The 23,125-nt window shown below is 71.8% G+C and carries 19 protein-coding genes; 8 read left to right on the forward strand and 11 right to left on the reverse strand.

Translation table 11 applies throughout. The annotated features are described in order from the left end of the window. Positions 1–3: 3 nt before the first annotated feature. Together ACWD4O_RS06225 and ACWD4O_RS06230 are read right to left on the reverse strand one after the other, a co-directional pair. Complete coding sequence (locus ACWD4O_RS06225) at positions 4–567, reverse strand: HutD/Ves family protein (protein ID WP_451277926.1); 564 nt, start codon at positions 565–567, stop codon at positions 4–6. Next, positions 564–1,283, reverse strand: coding sequence for a vWA domain-containing protein (locus tag ACWD4O_RS06230; protein ID WP_451277928.1), 720 nt, complete (start codon positions 1,281–1,283; stop codon positions 564–566). Before ACWD4O_RS06230 ends, ACWD4O_RS06225 begins: the two co-directional genes overlap by 4 nt. Before the next feature lie 162 nt (positions 1,284–1,445). On the opposite strand from ACWD4O_RS06230, the gene ACWD4O_RS06235 reads away from it, so the two are divergent. After that, complete coding sequence (locus ACWD4O_RS06235) at positions 1,446–2,276, forward strand: chitosanase (RefSeq protein ID WP_451277930.1); 831 nt, start codon at positions 1,446–1,448, stop codon at positions 2,274–2,276. 131 nt (positions 2,277–2,407) lie between these two features. Here ACWD4O_RS06235 and ACWD4O_RS06240 read toward each other — a convergent pair whose 3' ends face one another. The 3 genes from ACWD4O_RS06240 to ACWD4O_RS06250 all read right to left on the reverse strand — a co-directional run bounded on the left by ACWD4O_RS06240 (position 2,408) and on the right by ACWD4O_RS06250 (position 9,627). Further along, positions 2,408–3,868, reverse strand: coding sequence for a glutamate synthase subunit beta (locus ACWD4O_RS06240; protein ID WP_451277932.1), 1,461 nt, complete (start codon positions 3,866–3,868; stop codon positions 2,408–2,410). Further along, complete coding sequence (gltB, locus tag ACWD4O_RS06245) at positions 3,861–8,483, reverse strand: glutamate synthase large subunit (protein ID WP_451277934.1); 4,623 nt, start codon at positions 8,481–8,483, stop codon at positions 3,861–3,863. Before gltB ends, ACWD4O_RS06240 begins: the two co-directional genes overlap by 8 nt. 412 nt (positions 8,484–8,895) lie before the next feature. Beyond that, positions 8,896–9,627 carry a VIT1/CCC1 transporter family protein gene (locus ACWD4O_RS06250; protein WP_451278513.1) on the reverse strand — a complete coding sequence of 244 codons (732 nt, stop codon included), beginning with the start codon at positions 9,625–9,627 and terminating at the stop codon, positions 8,896–8,898. 280 nt (positions 9,628–9,907) lie between these two features. On the opposite strand from ACWD4O_RS06250, the gene ACWD4O_RS06255 reads away from it, so the two are divergent. From ACWD4O_RS06255 to ACWD4O_RS06285, 7 genes are read left to right on the forward strand one after another with little or no spacing between them, the layout of a single operon-like run. After that, complete coding sequence (locus ACWD4O_RS06255; RefSeq protein ID WP_451277936.1) at positions 9,908–10,942, forward strand: ADP-ribosylglycohydrolase family protein; 1,035 nt, start codon at positions 9,908–9,910, stop codon at positions 10,940–10,942. A gap of 26 nt (positions 10,943–10,968) precedes the next feature. Next, complete coding sequence (locus ACWD4O_RS06260) at positions 10,969–12,240, forward strand: ADP-ribosylglycohydrolase family protein (RefSeq protein ID WP_451277938.1); 1,272 nt, start codon at positions 10,969–10,971, stop codon at positions 12,238–12,240. Between the two features lie 8 nt (positions 12,241–12,248). After that, complete coding sequence (locus ACWD4O_RS06265; protein WP_451277940.1) at positions 12,249–13,424, forward strand: ADP-ribosylglycohydrolase family protein; 1,176 nt, start codon at positions 12,249–12,251, stop codon at positions 13,422–13,424. Continuing rightward, a complete protein-coding gene (locus ACWD4O_RS06270; RefSeq protein WP_451277942.1) occupies positions 13,412–14,788 on the forward strand; it encodes an ADP-ribosylglycohydrolase family protein in 1,377 nt (458 codons plus the stop codon). Before ACWD4O_RS06265 ends, ACWD4O_RS06270 begins: the two co-directional genes overlap by 13 nt. Next, positions 14,785–15,678, forward strand: a complete 894-nt coding sequence (gene rbsK, locus ACWD4O_RS06275; RefSeq protein ID WP_451277944.1) for a ribokinase — start codon at positions 14,785–14,787, stop codon at positions 15,676–15,678. Before ACWD4O_RS06270 ends, rbsK begins: the two co-directional genes overlap by 4 nt. Next, positions 15,675–16,916 carry a CaiB/BaiF CoA transferase family protein gene (locus ACWD4O_RS06280; RefSeq protein ID WP_451277946.1) on the forward strand — a complete coding sequence of 414 codons (1,242 nt, stop codon included), beginning with the start codon at positions 15,675–15,677 and terminating at the stop codon, positions 16,914–16,916. The genes rbsK and ACWD4O_RS06280 overlap by 4 nt, the downstream gene beginning before the upstream one ends. Further along, the gene (locus tag ACWD4O_RS06285; protein ID WP_451277948.1) at positions 16,913–17,743 is read left to right on the forward strand and encodes an HpcH/HpaI aldolase/citrate lyase family protein; all 831 of its coding nucleotides are present in this window, start codon (positions 16,913–16,915) and stop codon (positions 17,741–17,743) included. Before ACWD4O_RS06280 ends, ACWD4O_RS06285 begins: the two co-directional genes overlap by 4 nt. Before the next feature lie 67 nt (positions 17,744–17,810). Here the strand turns inward: ACWD4O_RS06285 and lgt are convergent, their stop codons facing one another. From lgt to trpC, 6 genes are all read right to left on the reverse strand, one after another. Then, positions 17,811–18,860 (reverse strand): prolipoprotein diacylglyceryl transferase, encoded by a 1,050-nt coding sequence (lgt, locus tag ACWD4O_RS06290; protein ID WP_451277950.1) that lies wholly within the window; start codon positions 18,858–18,860, stop codon positions 17,811–17,813. A 95-nt stretch (positions 18,861–18,955) separates the two neighbouring features. Beyond that, complete coding sequence (locus ACWD4O_RS06295; RefSeq protein WP_451277952.1) at positions 18,956–19,732, reverse strand: thioredoxin domain-containing protein; 777 nt, start codon at positions 19,730–19,732, stop codon at positions 18,956–18,958. Between the two features lie 105 nt (positions 19,733–19,837). Continuing rightward, entirely contained in the window at positions 19,838–20,656 is an 819-nt protein-coding gene (trpA, locus tag ACWD4O_RS06300; RefSeq protein WP_451277954.1) for a tryptophan synthase subunit alpha, read from the reverse strand. Beyond that, on the reverse strand, positions 20,653–21,936 hold the full coding sequence (gene trpB / locus ACWD4O_RS06305; RefSeq protein ID WP_451277956.1) for a tryptophan synthase subunit beta: 1,284 nt from the start codon (positions 21,934–21,936) through the stop codon (positions 20,653–20,655). Before trpB ends, trpA begins: the two co-directional genes overlap by 4 nt. 59 nt (positions 21,937–21,995) lie before the next feature. After that, complete coding sequence (gene trpM / locus ACWD4O_RS06310) at positions 21,996–22,238, reverse strand: tryptophan biosynthesis modulator TrpM (protein ID WP_451277958.1); 243 nt, start codon at positions 22,236–22,238, stop codon at positions 21,996–21,998. 21 nt (positions 22,239–22,259) lie between these two features. After that, complete coding sequence (trpC, locus tag ACWD4O_RS06315) at positions 22,260–23,069, reverse strand: indole-3-glycerol phosphate synthase TrpC (RefSeq protein WP_450946660.1); 810 nt, start codon at positions 23,067–23,069, stop codon at positions 22,260–22,262. Between the last annotated feature and the right edge of the window lie 56 nt (positions 23,070–23,125).

The raw sequence follows: 23,125 nt of genomic DNA on the forward strand, positions 1-23,125 counted from the left end.
CTGTTATGGCCTAAGGCCGACCACCGCTGTCCGTCCGTGCGCGTGCAGCAGCGCGTTCTCCCCGCTCAGCAGGACTGCGTCATGGCGGCCGAGCCGCACTCCGCCACCGCTCCCGGCCGCCTCCACGTCGACGTCCGTGTCCGCTTCGAGGGCGACGATCAGGGCGTGCGCCGCCCGCAGGGCGAGCCGGCCGCGGACGACGGCGACGGTCGGGGCCGCCGCTCCCCTGCGCCACATCACGTTGAGGTTGACGACGGGCCCGTCGAGCAGCCGGCAGTCGGTGGGCACGTCGCCGGGGAAGTCCTGGGGCACGTACCGGGTGTCCACGAGCCGTCGTCGCCCGCCCAGGGTCAGGTCCATGCCCGCGCCCTCGACCAGGGTGAGGGTCCGTTCCACCTCGGGGAACGCGGAGAACGGCCCGTCCGCCGCGACCTCGGCGAGGCTGACGCGCCAGGCGAAGTCGGCCATGCCGGCCCCCGCCGGGGAGGCGGCGAGCTCGCGGGTCACCCCGCCGCCGTTCTTCCAGGCCACGGCCGCGCGGTCGGCGGCGGGCAGCAGGACGCTCATCGGGTGATCCCCTGCGCCCGGGCCGCCACCAGCCACTTCGGGAACTCCCCCACCAGCCGGTCGTACAGTTCCGCGTCCGGCATCTTCGCCGGTTCCGGTCCGGCGTGGAAGAAGCCGGCGTTGTCGACCGCCCGCTTCGTCGGCACGGGCAGTTCGTCGAGCTTGCGCAGGAAGTCGAACTGTTTGCTGCCCCGGTCGCCGAAGCCGACGAACTGCCAGAACAGCGGCAGTTTCGACGCCTTGCAGAGGTAGCGTTCCGCGGCGAGCTTGTTGATGGGGCCGCCGTCGGTCTGGAAGACGACGAGCGCGGGCTGTCGCGAACCGCTGTCGAGGTAGTGGTCGATGACGGCGTCCATGGCGAGGTGGTAGCTGGTCTTGCCCATGTGTCCGAGCCCGGCCACGATGCGGTCCACCCGGCCCTGGTGGTCGGCGAGGGCGATGTCGGTGACGGCGTCGACGTCGGTGGAGAAGAAGACGACCGGCACCCGGCCGTCGTCGTCGAGATGCGCGGACAGCCCCAGCACCCGGTCGGCGAGCGCCTGGACACTGCCGTCCTGGTAGAACGGCTTCATCGACCCCGAGTAGTCGACGACGAGATAGACGGCGGCCCGCTGTCCGTCGAGACCGTGCCTGGTGAGGGAAACCCCGGCGCTCTTGTACAAGTCGACCAGCGCGGGTGCGGTCTCCTGGACCTTGGTGAGACTGATCGCGACCATGGCCGACAGCCTCCCACACCCACCGGCGCGCACCTTTTCGTTCGCGCACCCGTTCGCCGGTTCGCCCGTCCGTTCGTCCACCTGTTCGCCCATTTGTTCGCTCATCAGCTAATTAGGATGGAATGACAAGGAACGCGACATTCCGGCCTTAGGGTGTGCGGCATGAAACGTGCCGCCGTCCTGGTCTGCGCCGTCGTCGCCTCGACGGCGTGTCTGTTCACTCCCGCCCAGCCCGCCCAGCCGACCACCGGCGTCCCGGCGGCGAGCGAGGTCCGCGCAACCCCGCCGGGCCTCGCCGCCCCGGCGCAGAAGGACCTGGCCCAGCAGATCGTGGCCAGCGCCGAGAACGGGACCCTGAACTGGCGCAGCGCGTACGCCTACATCGAGGACATCGGCGACGGCCAGGGGTACACGGCGGGCCTGATCGGCTTCTGCACCGGCACCCACGATCTGCTCACCCTGGTCGAGCGCTACACCCGCGACCACCCGGGCAACGCCCTCGCCCGCTATCTGCCCGCCCTGCGCCGGGTCGACGGCACCGCCTCGCACGCGGGTCTGGACCCGGGTTTCCCGGCCGCCTGGCGGACGGAGTCGGCCGTGCCCGCGTTCCGGGCCGCCCAGGACAAGGAGCGCGACCGCGTCTACTTCAACCCGGCGGTCACCAAGGGCAGGTCCGACGGCCTGGGCCCGCTGGGCCAGTTCGTCTACTACGACGCCCTCGTCTTCCACGGCCCCGGCGGCGGGCAGACCAGCTTCGACGGCATCCGCGCGCGGGCGATGCAGGAGGCCCGCACCCCCGCCCAGGGCGGCGACGAGGCCGCCTACCTCGGCGCCTTCCTCGACGCCCGCCGCCGCGCCATGCTGACCCGGCACCCCGGCATCGACACCTCCCGCATCGACACGACCCAGCGCCGCTTCCTGAAGGAGGGCAACCTGGAGCTGCAGCCGCCGCTGCAGTGGCAGATGTACGGGGAGACGTATCGGGTGCCGTAGCCGGTGAGCGCATGTGCGCGGACATGCGACGGCGCCTGCCCGGTCGTCCGGTCGGGGACTGTTGGGCAGGCGTCGTCCATGTTCCGCACGCCTTTGTGCGGGACGTATGGGGGCCCTTGCGGAGGGGGCCGTCAGACCATGAGGGAGCGGTCCGTGGGGCGGATCGGGGCCGGCAGCTCGCTGGCGCCGGTGAGGAACCGGTCGACGCCACGGGCGGCCGAGCGGCCCTCGGCGATCGCCCACACGATGAGCGACTGACCGCGGCCCGCGTCACCGGCGACGTACACGCCCGGGACGTTGGTCCGGAAGTCGGCGTCGCGGGCGATGTTGCCGCGCTCGTCGAGCTCCAGGCCGAACTGCTCCACCACGCCGTTCTCCCGGTCGGTGCCGGTGAAGCCCATCGCGAGGGTGACCAGCTGGGCGGGGATCTTGCGCTCCGTGCCCGGCTTCGAGGTCAGCTTGCCGTCGACGAACTCCACCTCGCTGAGGTGCAGCCACTGGACGTTGCCGTCCTCGTCGCCCTCGAAGTGGGTCGTCGAGACGGAGTAGACCCGCTCACCGCCCTCCTCGTGGGCCGAGGTGACCTTGTAGAGCATCGGGAAGGTCGGCCACGGCTGGTGCGGCGCGCGGTCCTCGCCCGGCTGGGGCATGATCTCCAGCTGCGTCACCGAGGCCGCGCCCTGGCGGTGGGCGGTGCCCACGCAGTCCGCGCCGGTGTCGCCGCCGCCGATGACCACGACGTGCTTGCCCTCGGCCGAGATCGGGGGCGCCACGAAGTCGCCCTCCTGGACCTTGTTGGCCAGCGGCAGGTACTCCATGGCCTGGTGGACGCCCTTGAGCTCACGGCCGGGGACCGGCAGATCGCGGGCGGTGGTGGCGCCGGCCGCGATGACGATCGCGTCGTAGCGCTTCTTCAGGTCGGTCGCCTTGAGGTCGCGGCCGATCTCGATGCCGGTGCGGAAGCGGGTGCCCTCCGCGCGCATCTGCTCGATACGGCGGTTGATGTGCCGCTTCTCCATCTTGAACTCGGGGATGCCGTACCGGAGGAGGCCTCCGATGCGGTCCGCGCGCTCGTAGACGGCGACGGTGTGACCGGCCCGGGTCAGCTGCTGGGCGGCGGCCAGGCCCGCCGGGCCCGAGCCGATGACCGCGACGGTCTTGCCGGACAGCCGCTCGGGCGCCTGCGGGGCGACGTCACCGGTCTCCCACGCCTTGTCGATGATCGAGACCTCGACGTTCTTGATGGTGACGGCCGGCTGGTTGATGCCGAGCACACACGCCGACTCGCAGGGCGCCGGGCACAGACGGCCGGTGAACTCCGGGAAGTTGTTCGTGGCGTGCAGCCGCTCGGACGCGTTCTGCCAGTCCTCGCGGTACGCGTAGTCGTTCCACTCGGGGATCAGGTTCCCCAGCGGACAGCCGTTGTGGCAGAACGGGATGCCGCAGTCCATGCACCGGCCGGCCTGCTTGCTGATGATCGGCAGCAGCGAGCCGGGGACGTAGACCTCGTTCCAGTCCTTCAGACGCACGTCGACGGGACGGGACTTGGCGACCTCACGGCCGTGGTTCAGGAAGCCCTTCGGGTCAGCCATTGGTCGCCGCCTCCATCATCTTCTCGGTGATCTCGGACTCGGAGAGTCCCGCTCGCTCGGCGGCGTCCTTGGCGGCGAGCACTGCCTTGTACGTGCTGGGGATGATCTTGCTGAAGCGCTCCACGGCCGTGTCCCAGTCCGCGAGCAGCTTCCCGGCGACCGTCGAGGCGGTCTCCTCGGCGTGCCGGCGCACCACGTCGTGCAGCCACTGCCGGTCGCTGTCGTCCAGCGCCTCGACCGCGCCGAGGTTGCCGACGTTGACGTTGTCGCGGTTCAGGTCGATCACATAGGCGACGCCGCCCGACATGCCGGCCGCGAAGTTGCGGCCCGTCTCGCCGAGGACCACCGCGTGACCGCCGGTCATGTACTCGCAGCCGTGGTCGCCCACGCCCTCGGAGACGACCGTCGCGCCGGAGTTGCGGACGCAGAACCGCTCGCCGGTGCGACCGCGCAAGAACAGCTCGCCGCCGGTCGCGCCGTAGGCGATGGTGTTGCCCGCGATCGTGGAGAACTCGGCGAGGTGGTCGGCGCCCCGGTCCGGGCGGACGACGATCCGGCCGCCGGAGAGGCCCTTGCCGACGTAGTCGTTGGCGTCGCCCTCCAGTCGCAGCGTGACGCCGCGCGGGAGGAAGGCGCCGAAGGACTGGCCGGCGGAGCCGGTGAAGGTGATGTCGATGGTGTCCTCGGGCAGGCCCGCACCGCCGAACTTCTTCGTCACCTCGTGGCCGAGCATGGTGCCGACCGTGCGGTTGATGTTGCGGACCTTGACCTGGGCGCGCACCGGCTGGGCGTCGGTCGCGGAGTCGGCGGCGAGGGCGTCGGCGGCGAGCTTGATGAGCTCGTTGTCGAGCGCCTTCTCCAGTCCGTGGTCCTGGGCGATGACCTGGTGCAGGGCGGCGCCCTCGGGCAGCGCGGGCACGTGGAAGAGCGGGGCCAGGTTGAGGCCCTGCGCCTTCCAGTGGTCGACGGCGCGCTCGACGTCGAGGACCTCGGCGTGGCCGACGGCCTCCTCGATCGAGCGGAAGCCCAGCTCGGCCAGCAGCTCGCGGACCTCCTCGGCGATGAACTTGAAGAAGTTCACGACGTACTCGGCCTTGCCGGCGAACCGGTCGCGCAGCACCGGGTTCTGGGTGGCGATGCCGACGGGGCAGGTGTCCAGGTGGCAGACGCGCATCATGACGCAGCCGGAGACGACGAGCGGCGCGGTCGCGAAACCGAACTCCTCGGCGCCGAGCAGCGCGGCGATGATCACGTCACGGCCGGTCTTGAGCTGGCCGTCGGTCTGCACGACGATGCGGTCGCGCAGGCCGTTGAGCAGCAGGGTCTGCTGGGTCTCGGCGAGGCCGAGCTCCCAGGGGCCGCCCGCGTGCTTCAGGGAGGTGAGCGGCGAGGCGCCGGTGCCGCCGTCGTGGCCGGAGATCAGCACGACGTCCGCGTGCGCCTTCGACACACCCGCGGCGACCGTGCCGACGCCGACCTCGGAGACCAGCTTCACGTGGATCCGCGCCTGCGGGTTCGCGTTCTTCAGGTCGTGGATCAGCTGGGCGAGGTCCTCGATGGAGTAGATGTCGTGGTGCGGCGGCGGGGAGATCAGACCGACGCCCGGGGTGGAGTGCCGGGTCTTGGCGACCCACGGGTACACCTTGTGGCCGGGCAGCTGGCCGCCCTCGCCGGGCTTGGCGCCCTGGGCCATCTTGATCTGGATGTCGTCCGCGTTGACGAGGTACTCGCTCGTGACGCCGAAGCGGCCGGAGGCGACCTGCTTGATGCTGGAGCGGCGCGCCGGGTCGTACAGCCGGTCCGCGTCCTCGCCGCCCTCACCGGTGTTGGACTTGCCGCCCAGCTGGTTCATCGCGATGGCGAGCGTCTCGTGCGCTTCCTTCGAGATGGAGCCGTAGGACATGGCGCCGGTGGAGAAGCGCTTGACGATCTCGGAGACCGGCTCGACCTCGTCGATGGAGATCGCTTCGCGGCCGCTGTCGAAGCCGAAGAGGCCGCGCAGCGTCATCAGCCGCTCGGACTGCTCGTTCACGCGGTCCGTGTACTTCTTGAAGATGTCGTAGCTGGCCGTGCGCGTCGAGTGCTGGAGGCGGAAGACCGTCTCCGGGTCGAACAGGTGCGGCTCGCCCTCGCGGCGCCACTGGTACTCGCCGCCTATCTCCAGGGCGCGGTGGGCCGGCGCGATGCCGCTGGCCGGGTAGGCCTTGGCGTGGCGGGCGGCGACCTCCTTGGCGATGACGTCGATGCCGACGCCGCCGATCTTGGTGGCCGTGCCGCTGAAGTAGGTGGCGACGAACTGGTCGTCGAGACCGACGGCCTCGAAGACCTGGGCGCCGCGGTAGGAGGCGACGGTGGAGATGCCCATCTTGGACATGACCTTCAGGACGCCCTTGCCGAGCGCGTAGATCAGGTTGCGGATCGCCTGCTCGGGCTCCATGCCGTTGAGGAAGGTGCCCGCGCGCAGCAGGTCCTCGACCGACTCCATGGCCAGGTACGGGTTGACGGCGGCGGCGCCGAAGCCGATCAGCAGGGCCACGTGGTGGACCTCGCGGACGTCGCCGGCCTCGACCAGGAGGCCCACCTCGGTGCGCTGCTTGGTGCGGATGAGGTGGTGGTGGACGGCCGCGGTGAGCAGCAGCGAGGGGATGGGCGCGTGCTCGGCGTCCGAGTGGCGGTCCGACAGGACGATGAGCCGGGCGCCGTTGTCGATGGCGGCGTCGGCCTCGGTGCAGATCTCCTCGATGCGGGCGGCGAGGGAGTCGCCGCCGCCGGAGACCCGGTACAGGCCGGAGAGCGTCGCGGCCTTGAAGCCGGGCATGTCGCCGTCGGCGTTGATGTGGATGAGCTTGGCCAGCTCGTCGTTGTCGATCACCGGGAACGGCAGGGTGACGGTCCGGCAGGACGCGGCGCTCGGTTCGAGCAGGTTGCCCTGCGGGCCGAGGGAGGAGCGCAGCGAGGTGACGAGCTCCTCGCGGATGGCGTCCAGCGGCGGGTTGGTGACCTGCGCGAACAGCTGGGTGAAGTAGTCGAAGAGCAGCCGGGGGCGCGCGGAGAGCGCGGCGATCGGCGAGTCGGTGCCCATGGAGCCGAGGGGCTCGCCGGCGGTCTTGGCCATCGGCGCGAGGATGATGCGCAGCTCTTCCTCGGTGTAGCCGAAGGTCTGCTGGCGGCGGGTGACCGAGGCGTGGGTGTGCACGATGTGCTCGCGCTCGGGCAGGTCGCCGAGCTCGATCTCGCCGGCCTCCAGCCACTCCGCGTAGGGCTTCTCGGCGGCGAGGCCGGCCTTGATCTCGTCGTCCTCGATGATGCGGTGCTCGGCGGTGTCGACGAGGAACATCTTGCCGGGCTGGAGGCGGCCCTTGCGGACGACCTTGGCGGGGTCGATGTCGAGGACGCCGACCTCGGAGCCGAGGACGACGAGGCCCTCGTCGGTGACCCAGTAGCGGCCGGGGCGCAGACCGTTGCGGTCGAGGACCGCGCCGACCTGGGTGCCGTCGGTGAAGGTGACGCAGGCCGGGCCGTCCCAGGGCTCCATCATCGTGGAGTGGAACTCGTAGAACGCGCGCCGGGCGGGGTCCATGGAGTCGTGGTTCTCCCACGCCTCCGGGATCATCATCAGCACGGAGTGCGGCAGCGAGCGGCCGCCGAGGTGGAGGAGTTCGAGCACCTCGTCGAAGGACGCCGAGTCGGAGGCGTCCGGCGTACAGACGGGGAAGATCCGCTCGATGGACTTCTCGTCCTGACCGCTGTGCCCATGGTCGGCGGAGCCGAACAGGTCGGAGACCAGCTGCGACTCGCGGGCGCGCATCCAGTTGCGGTTGCCCTTGACGGTGTTGATCTCACCGTTGTGCGCGACGAAGCGGTACGGGTGCGCGAGCGGCCACGACGGGAAGGTGTTCGTGGAGAAGCGCGAGTGGACGAGCGACACGGCCGAGGCGAAGCGGCGGTCGGACAGGTCCGGGAAGAAGGGCTCCAGCTGGCCGGTGGTCAGCATGCCCTTGTAGACGATCGTGCGCGCGGAGAGCGACGGGAAGTACACGCCCGCCTCGCGCTCGGCGCGCTTGCGCAGCACGAACGCCTTGCGGTCGAGGTCGATGCCCTGGCTGGCACGGTCCGTGACGAACACCTGCCGGAAGGCGGGCATCGTCGAGCGGGCGGTCGCGCCGAGCAGCTCGGGGGCGACGGGGACCTCGCGCCAGCCGAGGACGGTGAGGCCCTCGTCGGCGGCGATCGTCTCGATCTGTGAGACGGCCGTCTGCAGGCCGTCCTCCGGGAGGAAGGCGACGCCGACGGCGTAGTGACCGGCCTCGGGGAGCTCGAATTCGGTCACCGCGCGGAAGAACGTGTCCGGGACCTGGGTCAGGATGCCCGCGCCGTCGCCGGAGTCGGGCTCGGAGCCGGTGGCGCCGCGGTGTTCGAGGTTGCGCAGAACGGTGAGCGCCTGCTCGACCAGCGTGTGGCTCGCCTCGCCGGTGAGGTTGGCCACGAAGCCGACGCCGCAGGCGTCGTGCTCGTTGCGGGGGTCGTACATACCCTGCGCAGCAGGGCGAGCATCCATGAAGGACCAGTTCTGGCCATTCGCGGAATGCTGGGACGGCTGGCGCGGCGTACGCATCGGCTCTCCCGTCGTCGTCTCAAGTGGCTGTGGATTCCTCCCAGGCCCTTGGGGCTCTGGGGGAGCTGCTTGCGAAGGGACGACGTTGGCCCTCTGCGAGTGCAAAATTTCACGCAGGTTACATGATGGAGCGGTTCTCGGGAACCGGATACTCCGTTCCAACATGCGGACGTCATGGGCGCACACAGGGGTGTCGCGCACATGGCTGAAAGTATGTGGGGACCGAACGGGACGAGATCGATCAGATCGGCGTCTTCCGGTCCGGCAGGCGGGGGGAGCGGCGTCACTCACCCCGCGAGTGCGCCGTAGGCGTCATTGCCCACAGCGCTTACGGCTCATGCCCATTGGTTAAGCCGTCGAAACCAGTCAGTAACGACTACTTATACGGCCCAACGCATAAGTAGCATCCGAGCTATCCTACGACCGTTCCGAACAAGCTGCCCAGGGCGTACGTCACACCGGCCGCGGCGCCCCCGAGGGCGAGCTGCCGCAGCCCGCTGAACCACCAGGTCCGCGCGGTCACCCGGGCCACCACGGCACCGCAGCCGAACAGCCCGAGCAGCGCGAGCAGCACGGCCGGCCACAGCGAGGCCGCCCCGAGCAGATACGGCAGCACGGGCAGCAGCGCGCCCAGCGCGAACGCCCCGAAGCTCGACACGGCGGCGAGCAGCGGCGAGGGCAGATCGGACGGATCGATGCCCAGCTCCTCGCGGGCATGGATCTCCAGCGCCCGCTCGGGATCGCGCGACAGCTGGCTCGCGACCTGTCGGGCCAGCGCGGGCTCGACCCCCCGCGCCTCGTACAGCCCGGCGAGCTCCGCCTCCTCGTCCTCCGGGTGCTTGCGCAGTTCCCGGCGCTCGACGTCCAGTTCGGCCTCGACGAGCTCCCGCTGCGAGGAGACGGAGGCGTACTCACCGGCGGCCATGGAGAACGCGCCGGCCGCCAGCCCGGCGAGCCCGGTGATGACGACGGTCTGCTGCCCGACCGAGCCGCCGACGACTCCGGTCATCAGGGCGAGGTTCGAGACCAGGCCGTCCATCGCGCCGAACACGGCGGGCCGCAGCCAGCCCCCGTTGACGTCCCGGTGCGTGTGGTTGTCGCGGTGCGCCTCGTGCAGCGGCGCCTCGCTGTCGATGACGGACATGATCGCCATGGGGTCCCCCAGAAAAGCTGAGCCTAAGCTAACTTTAGACAGATTCCAATTTCCGACAGCGCTCAAGTTACGCTCATGCATTCCCGTTCGCCAGGAAGGCGAGGATGCCCTAACCTGCGGCTTTACCTTCGATCGCTCATTCGATCGGAACCCTGCACAAATGTCGACCGGGTGACATGAAGGGGTTTCAGGCTGAGGTCAACCGCCGATGGTGGGACACATCCGCAAAGGGTCCCGCGCCCGTGCGGGACCCCCGAAGGAGAGGCCGCGCATGCCATCGATCCGTGAACGGGCCCGCGGCGCCCTGCTCGGCCTCGCCGTGGGCGACGCCCTGGGCGCCCCCGCGGAGAACATGAAGCCGTCACAGATCCGCGCCCGCTGGGGCCGCATCACGGGCTATGTCACCGACCGGCCGGCCGGCACCGACGACACCGAGTACGCGATCTTCTCCGGCCTGCTGCTCGCCCGCCACGGCTCCGCGCTCACCCCGGCCCATGTGGAGTCGGCCTGGCACCAGTGGATCGCCGACCTCGACGAGGGCCCCTTCCGCGGCGCCGGCTTCAGCGAACGCGGCACCCTGGAGAACCTCCGCCGCGGCCTCGCGGCGCCGATCTCGGCACAGCACCGGCACGCCTGGAGCGACGGCCTGGCCATGCGCGCGGCGCCGTTCGGCGTCTTCGCCGCGGGCCGCCCGGCGGAAGCCGCCCGGCTCGTCGCGATCGACGGCGCGGTGAGCCACGACGGTGAGGGCATCTACGGCGGCCAGGCGGTCGCGGCGGGAGTGGCGGCGGCGATGGCGGGCGCGCCGACGATCGCGGTGGTGGCCGCGGCCCTGGCGGTGGTCCCCGAGGACTCCTGGACGGCGCGTTCCCTGCGCCGCGCGGTGGCCGTGGCCCACCGGGGCGAACGGGCGGTCCGCTCCGCCGTCGTCATCGGCGGCTACCCCTGGACCGACCTGGCCCCCGAGGCCGTCGCCCTCGCCTTCGGCGCGTACGCGGCGGCCGACGGCGACTTCCGCGAAGCCGTCCTGACGGCGGTGAACATGGGCCGCGACGCGGACACGACGGCCGCGGTGGCCGGCGCCCTGGCCGGCGCCACCCGGGGCGTCTGCGCGATCCCACCGGACTGGGCGGCCGCCATCGGCCCGGCCCGCGGGACCTGCCTCCCGTCGATGGCCGGCCACCACGTCCTGGACGTGGCGGAGCTGCTGGTACCCGAAGAGGGCGGAAAGTGGGGCGAGGGAATGATCGCCGAAGAACTCGTACCGGGCCTGATGGGCCACGCCGGGGCGGAGGCACGATCGTGAGGCCGCCGGGACCGTGGGACGAGGGAATGACAGCGGGAACGGCGACGGCGGACCCGATCGCAGCCGCGGCCGCCGACGACGACACCGCCCCACACGGGCCACCCGCACCGCAGGGGTCACCGACACCACAGGGGCCACCCGTACCGCAGGGGCCACCCGCCCCGCAGCCGCAGGCGAAAGCGCAGGCACGCCGAATCGAAGGCCTGCTCCTGGGCCTCGCCGCAGGCGACGCCGCCGGATGGCCCGCCGCCCGCCACCGGGCCGCCCGCATGCCCGAGTGGACCCGCCGCCTCACCCGCGAACTCGACACCTTCGCCGAGCACAACGCGACGACCACCCTCCCCGTCCCCATCGCCCTGAACCAACCCCCCGAACCCCTCCGCCTCGGCCCCTCCGACGACGCCGAATGGGCGGCGTTCGCCGCGGAGGCGGTCCTCAGGGCCGGAGACGACACCGCCCTCGGCGACCTCAGCAGGGCACGCCGTATGCGCGCCGCGATCGACCTCGCCTGGAACGCCCTGGCCAGCGAGGTCGCCGCGGCAGCGGACCGCGCCCCCGAGGTCGAGTCCGCCGTCCTCCCGCTGCGCGCCCGGATCTCCGTCCGGGCCGGCCTCGGCAACCTCGCCGCCGGACTGCGGCCCCCCGCCACCGGCCACGACAACCCCCACTACTTCGACGACGCGGCCTGCGTACGCGCCTGCGTCCTCGCGGTGGCCCACCCCGGCGACCCCCGACTCGCCGCCGAACTCGCCGAGTTCGACGCCCGCTACACCCAGGACGGCGACGGAGTGCACGGCGCCCGCGCGATGGCGGCGGCCCTCGCGCTGGCCCTCGTCGGCGCGGACCCCGAAGCCTGTGTGACGGCGGCGCTCGCCGAACTCCCGGAGCACACCGAGATCGGCCGCAACGCCCGGCACGCGCTCAAACTGGCCCACGACGCCGACAGCGCCTTCACCCTCATCCCCCTCCTGGAACACCAGATCGTCGACCACGTCTACAGCTACGGCATCGCGGCGGCGGAGACGGTCCCGGTGGCCCTCGCCCTGGTGACGGCGTCCGACGGCCGTATCTCCGAAGCGGTGCCGGCGGCGGCCTGTCTGTCCCGGGTCGCGGACTCCGCCCCGGCCCTCGCGGGCGCGCTGACCGGCGCGTTGGGCGGCGGCGCCGCGATCCCCGCCTCGTGGCGGGACAGCTGCGGCACCCTCTCCGGCTGCGTGCTGCCCCGGCTCACCGACACGGATCTGGTGGAACTCGCCGAACTCCTGGAAGCCACACAACCGGCCCCACCAGGAGGATGATTCGGGGCATGAGCCCCAAACCGCAAGAAAGCGACGGCGCAACCCTCGCAGAGCGCATCACCGGCGCCCTGGTGGGCGCGGCCGTCGGCGACGCCCTCGGCGGCCCCGTCGAGGGCTACTCCCCGGAGCAGATCGTCGAACGGCACGGCGGCCGCGTCCACGGCGTCGTCGGCCCCTGGAACGGCGACGACTGGCGCACCGCCCGCCCCATCGCCCCGTACCACAAGGGCGACGGCCACGTCACCGACGACACCTTGATGACCCACGCGCTGATCAGGGTCTATGCCACGGTCCGCGACCACCTGGACGCCTACGCGATCGCCGACCACCTGGTCCCGGACCTGATGACGACACCCCGCTGGATCCCGGAGCTGGAGGCGGAGGCACTCCCCCTCCAGCGGATCTTCCTGGCGGAGAAATGGCTGGTGACAAGAGTTCACTACGGCCATGCCGACCCCCGTGAGGCCGGCGTCGGCAACATCGTCAACTGCGGTGCGGCGATGTACATGGCTCCCGTGGGCCTGGTCAACGCGGCCGATCCGGCGGGCGCGTACGCCGAGGCGCTGGACATCGCGGGCGCCCACCAGTCGTCGTACGGCCGCGAGGCGGCGGGCGTCTTCGCGGCGGGGGTGGCGGCCGCGTGCGCTCCCGGCGCGACCGCGCGGTCGGTCGTGACGGCCTGCCTGGCCCTGGCGAAGGACGGCACCCGCACCGCGATCGAGAAGGTCTGCGAAACGGCGGCCCGCCACACCGACTTCGAGTCCGCGCTCGTCCCGCTACGGGAGGCGGTGGCGCCGTACGACACGGTGGGCCCCGACTACCGTCGGCCCTCCCTGGCCGCCCGCCGCCCGTCCCGCGTGCACGCGATCGAGGAACTCCCCGTCGCCCTGGGCATGTTGCTGATCGCGGACGGCGACTACCGGCAGGCGGTCCTCGGTTCCGTGAACTACGGCCGCGACTGCGACTCGATCGCGACGATGGCGGGGGCGATGGCCGGCGCCCTCGGCTCGCCGGTCCCGGAGGACTGGTCGAAGCAGGTCGCCGAGGCCAGCCGGCTCGACCTCTGGCAGCCGGCGGCGACGCTCACCGAGGTCGCCCGCGAGGTCTTCGACCGCGACGCCGAGCGCCGCCGCGGCCACGAGCGGGCGTTCCTCGCCCTCGGAGGCCCGCGATGCTCCGACTGACCTGGGTCCAGCCGGAGGACCTCCTCGGCCACGAACTGCGCCAGGCCGCCGAGGACGGCCGCGAGCCGTGGGCGATCGCCGCACGCTGGAAGGCGGCGGGAGGCTGCGAGGCACCGGCCCGAGCGGGGGCGTCCCCCCATCGCGCCTCACGCTATCTGCGTCTCCTCGCGGAAGACCTGCTGGACGAACTGGCGGATCTGCCCAGCAGATCGGCGGAGGACGAGCCGACCGAAGCGGAACGGATCAAGGCCCTGTGCCCGCAGTGGCCCAGCGGCAGCGGTTCCCCCTCCCCCGCGCCCTCCCGGTCCCGCCTGGAAGCCGCCTGGCTGGGCCGGGCCGTCGGCTGTCTGCTCGGCAAGCCCGTCGAGAAACTCCCCCTCGACGCCATCCGCGACCTCGCCCGCGCCACCGGCAACTGGCCCCTGAACTCCTACTTCACCGCGAGAGGGGTCCCTCGGCCGCTTCTCGACGCCCACCCCTGGAACCGACGCTCGGCGCCCACCTCCCTCGCCGAGAACATCGACGGCATGCCCGAGGACGACGACCTCAACTACCCCCTCCTCAACCTCCTCCTGCTCAAGCGTCACGGCAGGCACTTCACCACCGCGGACGTGGCCCGGCTCTGGCTGGACGAACTCCCGGCGGGCCGCACCTTCACCGCCGAACGCGTCGCCTACCGCAACCTCCTCTGCGGCATCGAGCCCCCGCAGACCGCCCGCCACCGCAACCCCTTCCGCGAATGGATCGGCGCGCTGATCCGCGCCGACGTCCACGGCTGGACCAACCCCGGCGACCCGGCCGCCGCGGCCGAACAGGCCCACCGCGACGCCGTTCTCACCCACACCGCCAACGGCGTCTACGCGGCGATGTTCACGGCGGCCGCCGTCGCCACGGCAGCGACCGGCGCCCACGACGTCCACGCCTGTCTGCGCACCGGCCTGAGCGTCGTACCGCCCCGGTCCCGCCTCGCCCGGGCCGTCACGCACGCCGTCCGGCTCGCCGAGGAACACCCCGACTTCGACACGGTCGTCGACGAACTCCACGCCGCCCACAAGACGGCCCACTGGGTGCACGCCGTCCCCAACACCGCGTTGATCGCCGCCGCCCTCACCCACGCGGACGGCGACTTCACCGGCTCCATCTGCCGTGCGGTGTCCGGGGGTTGGGACACCGACTCCAACGGCGCGACGGCCGGCGGCATCGCCGCCCTCCTCACCGGCGACCCGGCCGCCCTCCCCGAGCGGTGGACGGCTCCCCTCAAGAACCGGCTGGCCACCTCCGTCGCCGACTTCAACGGCGTCGGCTTCGACGCCCTGGCCCACCTCACCTGGTCCCTCACCCACCGGGAGGCTTCCCAGCCATGACCGACATCGTCGTGCTCGGCAGCACGAACATGGACCTCGTCGCCTATGTCGAGAAGCCCCCGCAGCGCGGGGAGACCGTGACCGGACGGGAGTTCCGGACGATTCCGGGCGGCAAGGGCGCCAACCAGGCGATCGCCGCGGCCCACGCGGGCGCCGTCGTCTCGATGATCGGCGCGGTCGGCAACGACGCCTTCGGCACCCGCCTGCGCTCCACCCTGGAACACTCCGGTGTCAACACCGACCACCTGCGCACCGTCGAGCGCCCCTCCGGCACCGCGCACATCGTCGTGGACGACGAGGGCGGCAACGCGATCGTCGTCGTCCCCGGCGCGAACGGCACCGTCGACCATCTCGTCCCCGGCGACGAAGTCCTCATCTCCTCCGCCGACGCCCTCCTGCTGCAACTCGAGGTCCCCCTGGCCGCGGTCGTGGCCGGAGCCCGGGCGGCCCGCGCCCACGGCGTCCGGACGATCCTCACCCCGGCCCCCGCCCAGCCCCTCCCGCCCGAACTCCTCGCCGCTACCGACCTGTTGGTCCCCAACGAGCACGAGGCGGCCACGCTCACCGGCCGCACCGACCCGCGCGAGGCGGCCGCCGCCCTGCTGGACAGCGTGCCCGAGGTGGTCATCACCCTGGGCTCGGCCGGCAGCCTGTACGCGGCGCGGGGCGCCGAACCGCTGACCGTCCCCGCCCCGCGCGTCACCGCCGTGGACTCGACCGGCGCGGGCGACACCTTCGTCGGCGCCCTCGCGGTCGCGCTCGGCGAGGAACTCCCCGTGCGGGAGGCACTGGCGTGGGCGGCCGCCGCGGCCGCGCTGTCGGTCCAACGGCCGGGCGCTTCCGCCTCGATGCCGTACCGCTCCGAGATCGAGACGCAGTACGCGTCATGACCGAGAAGACCGCCACCGCGGAAACCACAGCCGAGAAGACCACGCCCGAGAAGACGACTCCCCTGCACGGCGTGCGCGTCCTCGACCTCGCCACCCTCTTCGCCGGCCCCCTCGCCGCCACCATGCTCGGCGACTTCGGCGCGGAGGTCATCAAGGTCGAGCACCCCACCCGGCCCGACCCGTCCCGAGGCCACGGCCCGTCCAAGGACGGGGTGGGCCTGTGGTGGAAGCTCCTCGGCCGCAACAAGCGCACGATCACCCTGAACCTCTCCCGACCCGGCGGCCGCGCCACCCTCCTGCGGCTCGCCGCCACCGCAGACGTGATCATCGAGAACTTCCGCCCCGGCACCCTGGAGAAGTGGGACCTCGGCTGGGAGGAACTGTCCGCGGCCAATCCCCGCCTGGTCCTCGCCCGTGTCACGGCCTTCGGCCAGTTCGGCCCCTACGCGCACCGCCCCGGCTTCGGCACCCTCGCCGAGGCGATGAGCGGATTCGCCGCGATCACCGGAGAACCGGACGCCTCCCCCACCCTCCCGCCGTTCGGCCTGGCCGACTCGATCGCGGGCCTGGCCACCGCCTACGCCGTCATGACGGCCCTCGCCGCACGCGAGCGCACCGGCGAGGGCCAGGTCGTCGACATGGCGATCATCGAGCCCATCCTGACCGTCCTCGGCCCCCAGCCCCTCTGGTACGACCAGCTGGGATACGTCCAGGCCCGCACCGGCAACCGGTCCGCCAACAACGCCCCGCGCAACACCTACCGCACGGCCGACGGCAGTTGGGTCGCCGTCTCCACCTCGGCCCAGTCGGTCGCGGAGCGGGTGCTGCGGCTGGTCGGCCGCCCCGAGCTGATCGACGAGCCCTGGTTCGCGACCGGCGCGGACCGGGCCGCCCACGCCGACGTCCTCGACGAGGCGGTCGGGACCTGGATCGCCGCCCGCACCCGCACCGACGTCCTCGCCGCCTTCGAGAAGGCCGAGGCCGCGATCGCCCCGATCCAGGACGTACGGGACGTGATGACGGACCCCCAGTACCAGGCCCTCGACACCATCACCGCGGTGGACGACCCAGAGCTGGGCCGGATCCGCATGCAGAACGTCCTCTTCCGGCTCTCCTCGACCCCCGGCGCGATCCGCTGGACCGGCCGCCCGCACGGCGCCGACACCGAGACGGTGCTGACCGAACTGGGCCTCACACCGACCGAGCTGACCGCCCTGCGCACCGAGGGCGCCCTATGACGGCACCCCCTCTGACCTGGCTCTACGTACCCGGCGATCACCCGAAGACCGTCACCAAGGCCCTTGCCTGCGGCGCCGACGTCGTCATCATCGACCTGGAGGACGCGGTCGCCCCCGACCGTAAGGAGTACGCCCGCACGGCCACCGCCGAACGCCTGTCCGAACCCCAGCCGGTCCCGGTCCATGTCCGGGTGAACGCCCTGGACACCCCGTTCGCCTCCGCGGACGTCCGCACGATGGCCGCCCTCCCCGGGGTCTCCGGCCTGCGCCTGCCCAAGGTGACCTCCCCGCACCAGATCACCCGGGTCGCCGAGACCGCGCCCCGCGCCGAGGCCGGAGCCACCCCGCTCCACGCCCTGCTGGAAACAGCCCTCGGCATCGAACACGCCTACGCCATCGCGTCCGCCCACCCCTCCCTGCGCGGCATCGCCCTCGGCGAGGCGGACCTCCGGGCCGACCTGGGCGTCCGCGAGGACGCGGGCCTCGACTGGTCCCGCTCCCGCGTGGTCGTCGCCGCCCGGGCCGCCGGCCTCGCGCCCCCACCCCAGTCGGTCCACCCCGACATCCGCGACCTGGACGGCCTGGCCACCAGCTGCGCCCACGGCCGCACCCTCGGCTTCCTGGGCCGCGCCGCCATCCACCCCCGCCAGCTCCCGATCATCGAACGGGCCTACCTGCCCACCCAGCAGGAGCTGGAGGACGCCGAGACGATCGTCAAGGCGGCGGCCACCGACCAGGGCGCCCAGGCCCTCCCGGACGGCCGCTTCATCGACGCGGCCGTGGTGGCCACGGCCCACCGCACGCTGTCACTGGCCCGCAGGACGTAGCTCCCCCGCACATACGACGAGGGCGCCCGGCAGACCCCGGGCGCCCTCGTCGTCGTACGACCAGCCGTCAGCTCTTCTTACCGGCCGACTCGGCTTCGTCCTTCTTCACGTCAACACCGTCGGACTCGGCCTCGGCATCGGTCTCGACCTTCGCCTCGACCTTCGTCTCGGAATCGTCCTTGGCTTCGGCCTCGACGTCGGTGCCGTCGGCCTCGGCCTTGGCCTCGTCCTTGGCCGCGTCCTCCGACTTGCCCTCGCCGTCGCCGTCGCCGTCGGATTCCGCCTCGGTGTCGGAGACCTCCGCGCCCGGCTCGACCACCGCTTCGCGCCCCGGCCGCTTCTTCGCCGAGATCACGATGTACGTCACCGCGAGCAGGAACACGATCAGCGCGGTCCACACGTTGAGCCGCAGACCGAGGATGTGGTGGGCGTCGTCGACGCGCATGTTCTCGATCCACGCGCGGCCCGCGCAGTACCCGGCGACGTACAGGGCGAACGCCCGGCCGTGGCCCAGCTTGAAGCGGCGGTCGGCCCAGATGACGAGGAGCGCGACGCCGATGCACCACAGCGACTCGTACAGGAACGTCGGGTGGTAGTAGCCCGGCACCCGGCCGTCCGCGGAGGACGTGATGTGCAGGGCCCAGGGGAGGTCGGTCTCCTTGCCGTACAGCTCCTGGTTGAACCAGTTGCCCCAGCGGCCGATGGCCTGTGCGAGGGCGATGCCGGGCGCGATGGCGTCCGCGTACGCGGGCAGTGCGATGCCCCGACGACGGCAGCCGATCCATGCGCCCACCGCACCGAGCGAGATCGCGCCCCAAATGCCGAGGCCGCCCTCCCACACCTTGAAGGCGTCCACCCAGTCACGGCCCTCGCTGAAGTACAGCTCGTAGTCCGTGATCACGTGGTAGAGCCGGCCGCCCACCAGTCCGAAGGGCACCGCCCAGACCGAGATGTCGGCCACCGTGCCGGCCCGCCCGCCCCGGGCGAGCCAACGCCTGTTGCCGAGCCAGACCGCGACGAAGACGCCGATGATGATGCAGAACGCGTAGCCGCGCAGCGGAACGGGGCCGAGGTACAGCACTCCGTGCGACGGGCTGGGAATGTAGGCAAGGTTCATGGCAGGGTCGACGCTACCTTGCCGGACCGGGCCGACGGCAGGCAGCCCGGCAACGGCTCCATAACGGGCAGGTGTGAAAAGGACCCACCGCTCGGTCACCCCTGGTCTGCGTCCTCCACCATCTGCTTCAGCTTCGCCGGGGTCATCGACTGGTCCTGGTAGATGTTCTTGCCGTTGAACAACACGGTCGGGGTACCGCCGAAGTGGCCGTTCTGGAAGGCCTGGTTGGACTTGTCGACCCAGCTGCCGTGCGTGCCGTCCTCGACACACGTGCGAAACGCGGGCGTGTCGAGACCGTCGACCTTGGCCGCGAGCTCGATGAGTCTGCTGTTCTCGGCGTAGGCGTCCTTCGTTTCTTCCGGCTGGTTCTCGAACAGCACGTCGTGGTAGGCGGTGAACTTTCCGACGTCCTGGGCGCAGGCCGCCGCGTTGGCCGCGTTGCGGGAGCCGCTGCCGCCCATGTTCCCGTCGATGAGGGTGGCCAGGTGGTACTCGACCTTGAGCTTTCCGGCCTCCGCCAGCTCATGGATTGTGGGTCGGTACGCCGACTCGAAGGCCTTGCAGGCCGGGCAGCGGAAGTCCTCCCACACCGTGAGCGTGGACTTGGCGGTGTCCTTGCCGACGGGGATCGCGAGCGCGTCCTCACCCTGCGCGCCCGAGGGCGCCACGACCGGGCCCGCCTTGTCGCTGGTGTCGTCCTTGCCGGAGTTCGCGGCGACGACGCCGATCACCGCGGCCAGCCCCAGCACACAGACCACGCTCGCGCTGACGATCAGTGTGCGCCGACGCCGCTCGGCGGCCTTCTGCTTGTCGCGCTCCGCCGCCAGCCGCTCCCGGGCAGTGCGCTTTCCGTCACGATTCTTCTCGCTCACACCCCCAGAACGAACCGGGGAGGCGCATTGCGCCTCCCCGACCCCAGGTCCACCCGTTCGGGTGACCGAGCCTCCCGTCACACCTGACGGCTCACGCCCGACGGCTCACGCCTGTCCGCGCACGCCCTTCGCCAGCTCGCCCGCGAGCGCGCGGACCGCCTCGACGCCGGCCGCGTCGTCCGGCGCGTCCAGCATCCGCTTGACGAAGGCCGAGCCGACGATCACGCCGTCGGCGAAGCCCGCGACCTCGGCGGCCTGCCGGGCGTCGGAGACACCGAGCCCGACGCAGACGGGCAGGCCGGTGCCGGTGGCCCGGGTCCGCTCGACCAGGTCCTGGGCCTGTGCGCCGACCGACTCACGGGTGCCGGTGACGCCCATAAGCGAGGCGGCGTAGACGAAGCCGCTGCCCGCCTCGGTGATCTGCGCGAGCCGTGCGTCCTTGCTGCTCGGCGCCACGACGAAGACCGTCGCGAGGCCGTGCTTCTCGGCGTGCTCCCTCCACAGCGCCGCCTCCTGGACCGGCAGGTCGGGCAGGATGCAGCCCGCCCCGCCCGCCTCGGCCAGCTCGGCGGTGAAACGCTCGACGCCGTAGCGGTCGATGGGGTTCCAGTACGTCATGACGAGCACCGGCTTCCCGGTGGCCTCGTACGCCTCCCGGACCGTCCGCATGACGTCGGCGATGCGCACTCCGCCGCGCAGGGCGATGTCGTCGGCGGTCTGGATGACCGGGCCGTCGAGGACGGGGTCGCTGTGCGGCAGCCCGACCTCGACCACGTCCGCGCCGCCGTCGAGGACGGCCTTGATCGCCTCGATGCCGCCGTCCACGGTCGGGAACCCGGCCGGGAGGTAGGCGATGAGCGCGGCACGGCCGTCCGCCTTGGCGGCGGCGAGGGTGTCCGACAGCAGTTGGATGTTGCCGCTCACTTGGCGTCCCCCTCGATCTCGGCGGTGTCGGCCGCGTTGGCGGCGACCTCGGCGTCGGTGTCGTACAGCCCGAAGTAGCGGGCGGCCGTGTCCATGTCCTTGTCGCCGCGGCCGGACAGGTTGACGATGATCAGCCCGTCCTTGCCGAGCTCCCTGCCGACCTCCAGGGCCCCGGCCAGCGCATGCGCGCTCTCGATGGCCGGGATGATGCCCTCGGTGCGCGACAGCAGACGCAGCGCCTGCATGGCCGCGTCGTCGGTGACCGCGCGGTACTCGCCGCGGCCGCTGTCCTTGAGGTAGGAGTGCTCGGGGCCGATGCCCGGGTAGTCCAGACCGGCCGAGATGGAGTACGGCTCGGTGATCTGGCCCTCGTCGTCCTGCAGGACGTAGGAGCGGGAGCCGTGCAGGATGCCGGGCTCGCCGGCGGTGAGGGTGGCCGCGTGCTCGCCGGTCTCGATGCCGTGGCCGGCCGGCTCGCAGCCGATCAGCCGGACATCGGCGTCCGGGATGAACGCGTGGAAGAGACCGATGGCGTTGGAGCCGCCGCCGACACAGGCGACGGCCGCGTCGGGCAGTCGTCCCGCGCGCTCCAGGATCTGGCGGCGGGCCTCGACCCCGATGACACGGTGGAAGTCGCGGACCATCGCCGGGAAGGGGTGCGGGCCCGCGACCGTGCCGAACAGGTAGTGGGTGCGGTCGACGTTGGCGACCCAGTCGCGGAAGGCCTCGTTGATGGCGTCCTTCAGCGTACGGCTGCCGGACTTCACGGCCACGACCTCGGCGCCCAGCATGCGCATACGGGCCACGTTGAGGGCCTGGCGCTGGGTGTCGATCTCGCCCATGTAGATCGTGCAGTCGAGGCCGAACAGGGCGCAGGCGGTGGCCGTGGCCACGCCGTGCTGGCCCGCGCCGGTCTCGGCGATCACGCGTGTCTTGCCCATGCGCTTGGTGAGCAGCGCCTGGCCGAGCACGTTGTTGATCTTGTGGGAGCCGGTGTGGTTGAGGTCCTCGCGCTTGAGGAACACCCGGGCGCCGCCCGCTTCCGCGGCGAACCGGCGGACCTCGGTGAGCTGCGAGGGGCGGCCGGTGTAGTGGACCAGCAGGTCCTCGAGCTCGCGCGCAAACTCGGGGTCGTGCTTGGCCTTGTCGTACTCGACGGCGACCTCGTCGACGGCGGCGACGAGGGCCTCCGGGATGAACTTGCCGCCGAACGCGCCGAAGTAGCCCTCGGTGTCGGGGACTTGACCCTGGGGGTCGGGAATGAAGAACTCGCTGGGCATGAGTGAACCTCACGGTGAGTGGTGTTTGACAGCACTGATCGCCGTGGGGGCAGGGATGATCAGTTGACTGCGAGACCGTTGTGACTGGTCGCGCCCGCGCGGCGGTAGCCGCACATCAAATGGAGCCCCGCGCCCCTGACGGGGCGCTGCCATCGCATGCCGTTCACCTGGCCAGGTTCGTCTCCGATGACGTAGCGCACGCGACGGCCGTGCACCCTGCGTGCGGGCGCGCGGCAACCACGAGGGCGGCAGCCGCGCGCGAGGCGGGCGTACCGGTCCGTGGTGGTCGTCGTGAGCGTCATCGGGGCAAGCCTATCGAAAGATCAACTGCGGCCGTGTCGCAGTGCCGGGTGTTCGCCCGCCGCGACCAGGTCGGCCACCGCCGTCTTCGGGTCGCGGCCCGTCACCAGGGACTCGCCGACCAGGACCGCGTCGGCGCCGGCGTTGGCGTAGGCGATGAGGTCGTGCGGGCCTCGGACGCCGGACTCGGCGATCTTGACGATGTGGGCCGGGATCTCGGGAGCGACGCGTTCGAAGGTGCCCCGGTCGACCTCGAGGGTCTTCAGGTTGCGTGCGTTGACGCCGATCACCTTCGCGCCCGCGTCGACCGCGCGCTCCACCTCGTCCTCGTCGTGGACCTCGACGAGCGGGGTCAGGCCGATGGAGACGGCACGCTCGATCAGCGACTCCAGGGCCGACTGTTCGAGGGCGGCCACGATCAGCAGGGCGAGGTCGGCGCCGTACGCGCGGGCCTCCCACAGCTGGTACGAGGTGACGATGAAGTCCTTGCGCAGGACCGGGATGTCCACGCGGGCGCGGACGGCCTCCAGGTCGGCCAGCGAGCCGCCGAAGCGGCGCTGTTCGGTGAGGACGGAGATGACGGCCGCGCCGCCCGCCTCGTAGTCCGCGGCGAGGCCGGCCGGGTCGGCGATCGCCGCCAGCGCGCCCTTGGACGGGCTGGAGCGCTTGACCTCGCAGATGACCTTGACGCCGTCGCCGCGGAGGGCGGCGACCCCGTCCTTGGCCGCGGGGGCCTTCGCCGCGCGCTCCTTGAGCTCGTCGAGGCTGACGCGCGCCTGCCGCTCCGCGAGGTCGGCACGGACTCCGTCGATGATCTCGTCGAGCACACTCACGCGAGCGGCCCCCTTCCAGCTGAGAGACGGGTGACAGTTCCAGCGACCAGCGAAAA

Source organism: Streptomyces sp. NPDC002623 (genome assembly GCF_053592635.1).

Coding starts and splice junctions, on each gene's coding strand:
- ACWD4O_RS06255 (WP_451277936.1), top strand. CDS start 9,908: ATGCCATCGATCCGTGAACGGGCCCGCGGCGCCCTGCTCGGCCTCGCC.
- ACWD4O_RS06225 (WP_451277926.1), bottom strand. CDS start 567: ATGAGCGTCCTGCTGCCCGCCGCCGACCGCGCGGCCGTGGCCTGGAAG.
- gltB (WP_451277934.1), bottom strand. CDS start 8,483: ATGCGTACGCCGCGCCAGCCGTCCCAGCATTCCGCGAATGGCCAGAAC.
- ACWD4O_RS06260 (WP_451277938.1), top strand. CDS start 10,969: ATGACAGCGGGAACGGCGACGGCGGACCCGATCGCAGCCGCGGCCGCC.
- lgt (WP_451277950.1), bottom strand. CDS start 18,860: ATGAACCTTGCCTACATTCCCAGCCCGTCGCACGGAGTGCTGTACCTC.
- trpB (WP_451277956.1), bottom strand. CDS start 21,936: ATGCCCAGCGAGTTCTTCATTCCCGACCCCCAGGGTCAAGTCCCCGAC.
- ACWD4O_RS06230 (WP_451277928.1), bottom strand. CDS start 1,283: ATGGTCGCGATCAGTCTCACCAAGGTCCAGGAGACCGCACCCGCGCTG.
- ACWD4O_RS06270 (WP_451277942.1), top strand. CDS start 13,412: ATGCTCCGACTGACCTGGGTCCAGCCGGAGGACCTCCTCGGCCACGAA.
- ACWD4O_RS06250 (WP_451278513.1), bottom strand. CDS start 9,627: ATGTCCGTCATCGACAGCGAGGCGCCGCTGCACGAGGCGCACCGCGAC.
- ACWD4O_RS06265 (WP_451277940.1), top strand. CDS start 12,249: ATGAGCCCCAAACCGCAAGAAAGCGACGGCGCAACCCTCGCAGAGCGC.
- rbsK (WP_451277944.1), top strand. CDS start 14,785: ATGACCGACATCGTCGTGCTCGGCAGCACGAACATGGACCTCGTCGCC.
- trpM (WP_451277958.1), bottom strand. CDS start 22,238: ATGACGCTCACGACGACCACCACGGACCGGTACGCCCGCCTCGCGCGC.
- ACWD4O_RS06285 (WP_451277948.1), top strand. CDS start 16,913: ATGACGGCACCCCCTCTGACCTGGCTCTACGTACCCGGCGATCACCCG.
- ACWD4O_RS06240 (WP_451277932.1), bottom strand. CDS start 3,868: ATGGCTGACCCGAAGGGCTTCCTGAACCACGGCCGTGAGGTCGCCAAG.
- ACWD4O_RS06235 (WP_451277930.1), top strand. CDS start 1,446: ATGAAACGTGCCGCCGTCCTGGTCTGCGCCGTCGTCGCCTCGACGGCG.
- ACWD4O_RS06280 (WP_451277946.1), top strand. CDS start 15,675: ATGACCGAGAAGACCGCCACCGCGGAAACCACAGCCGAGAAGACCACG.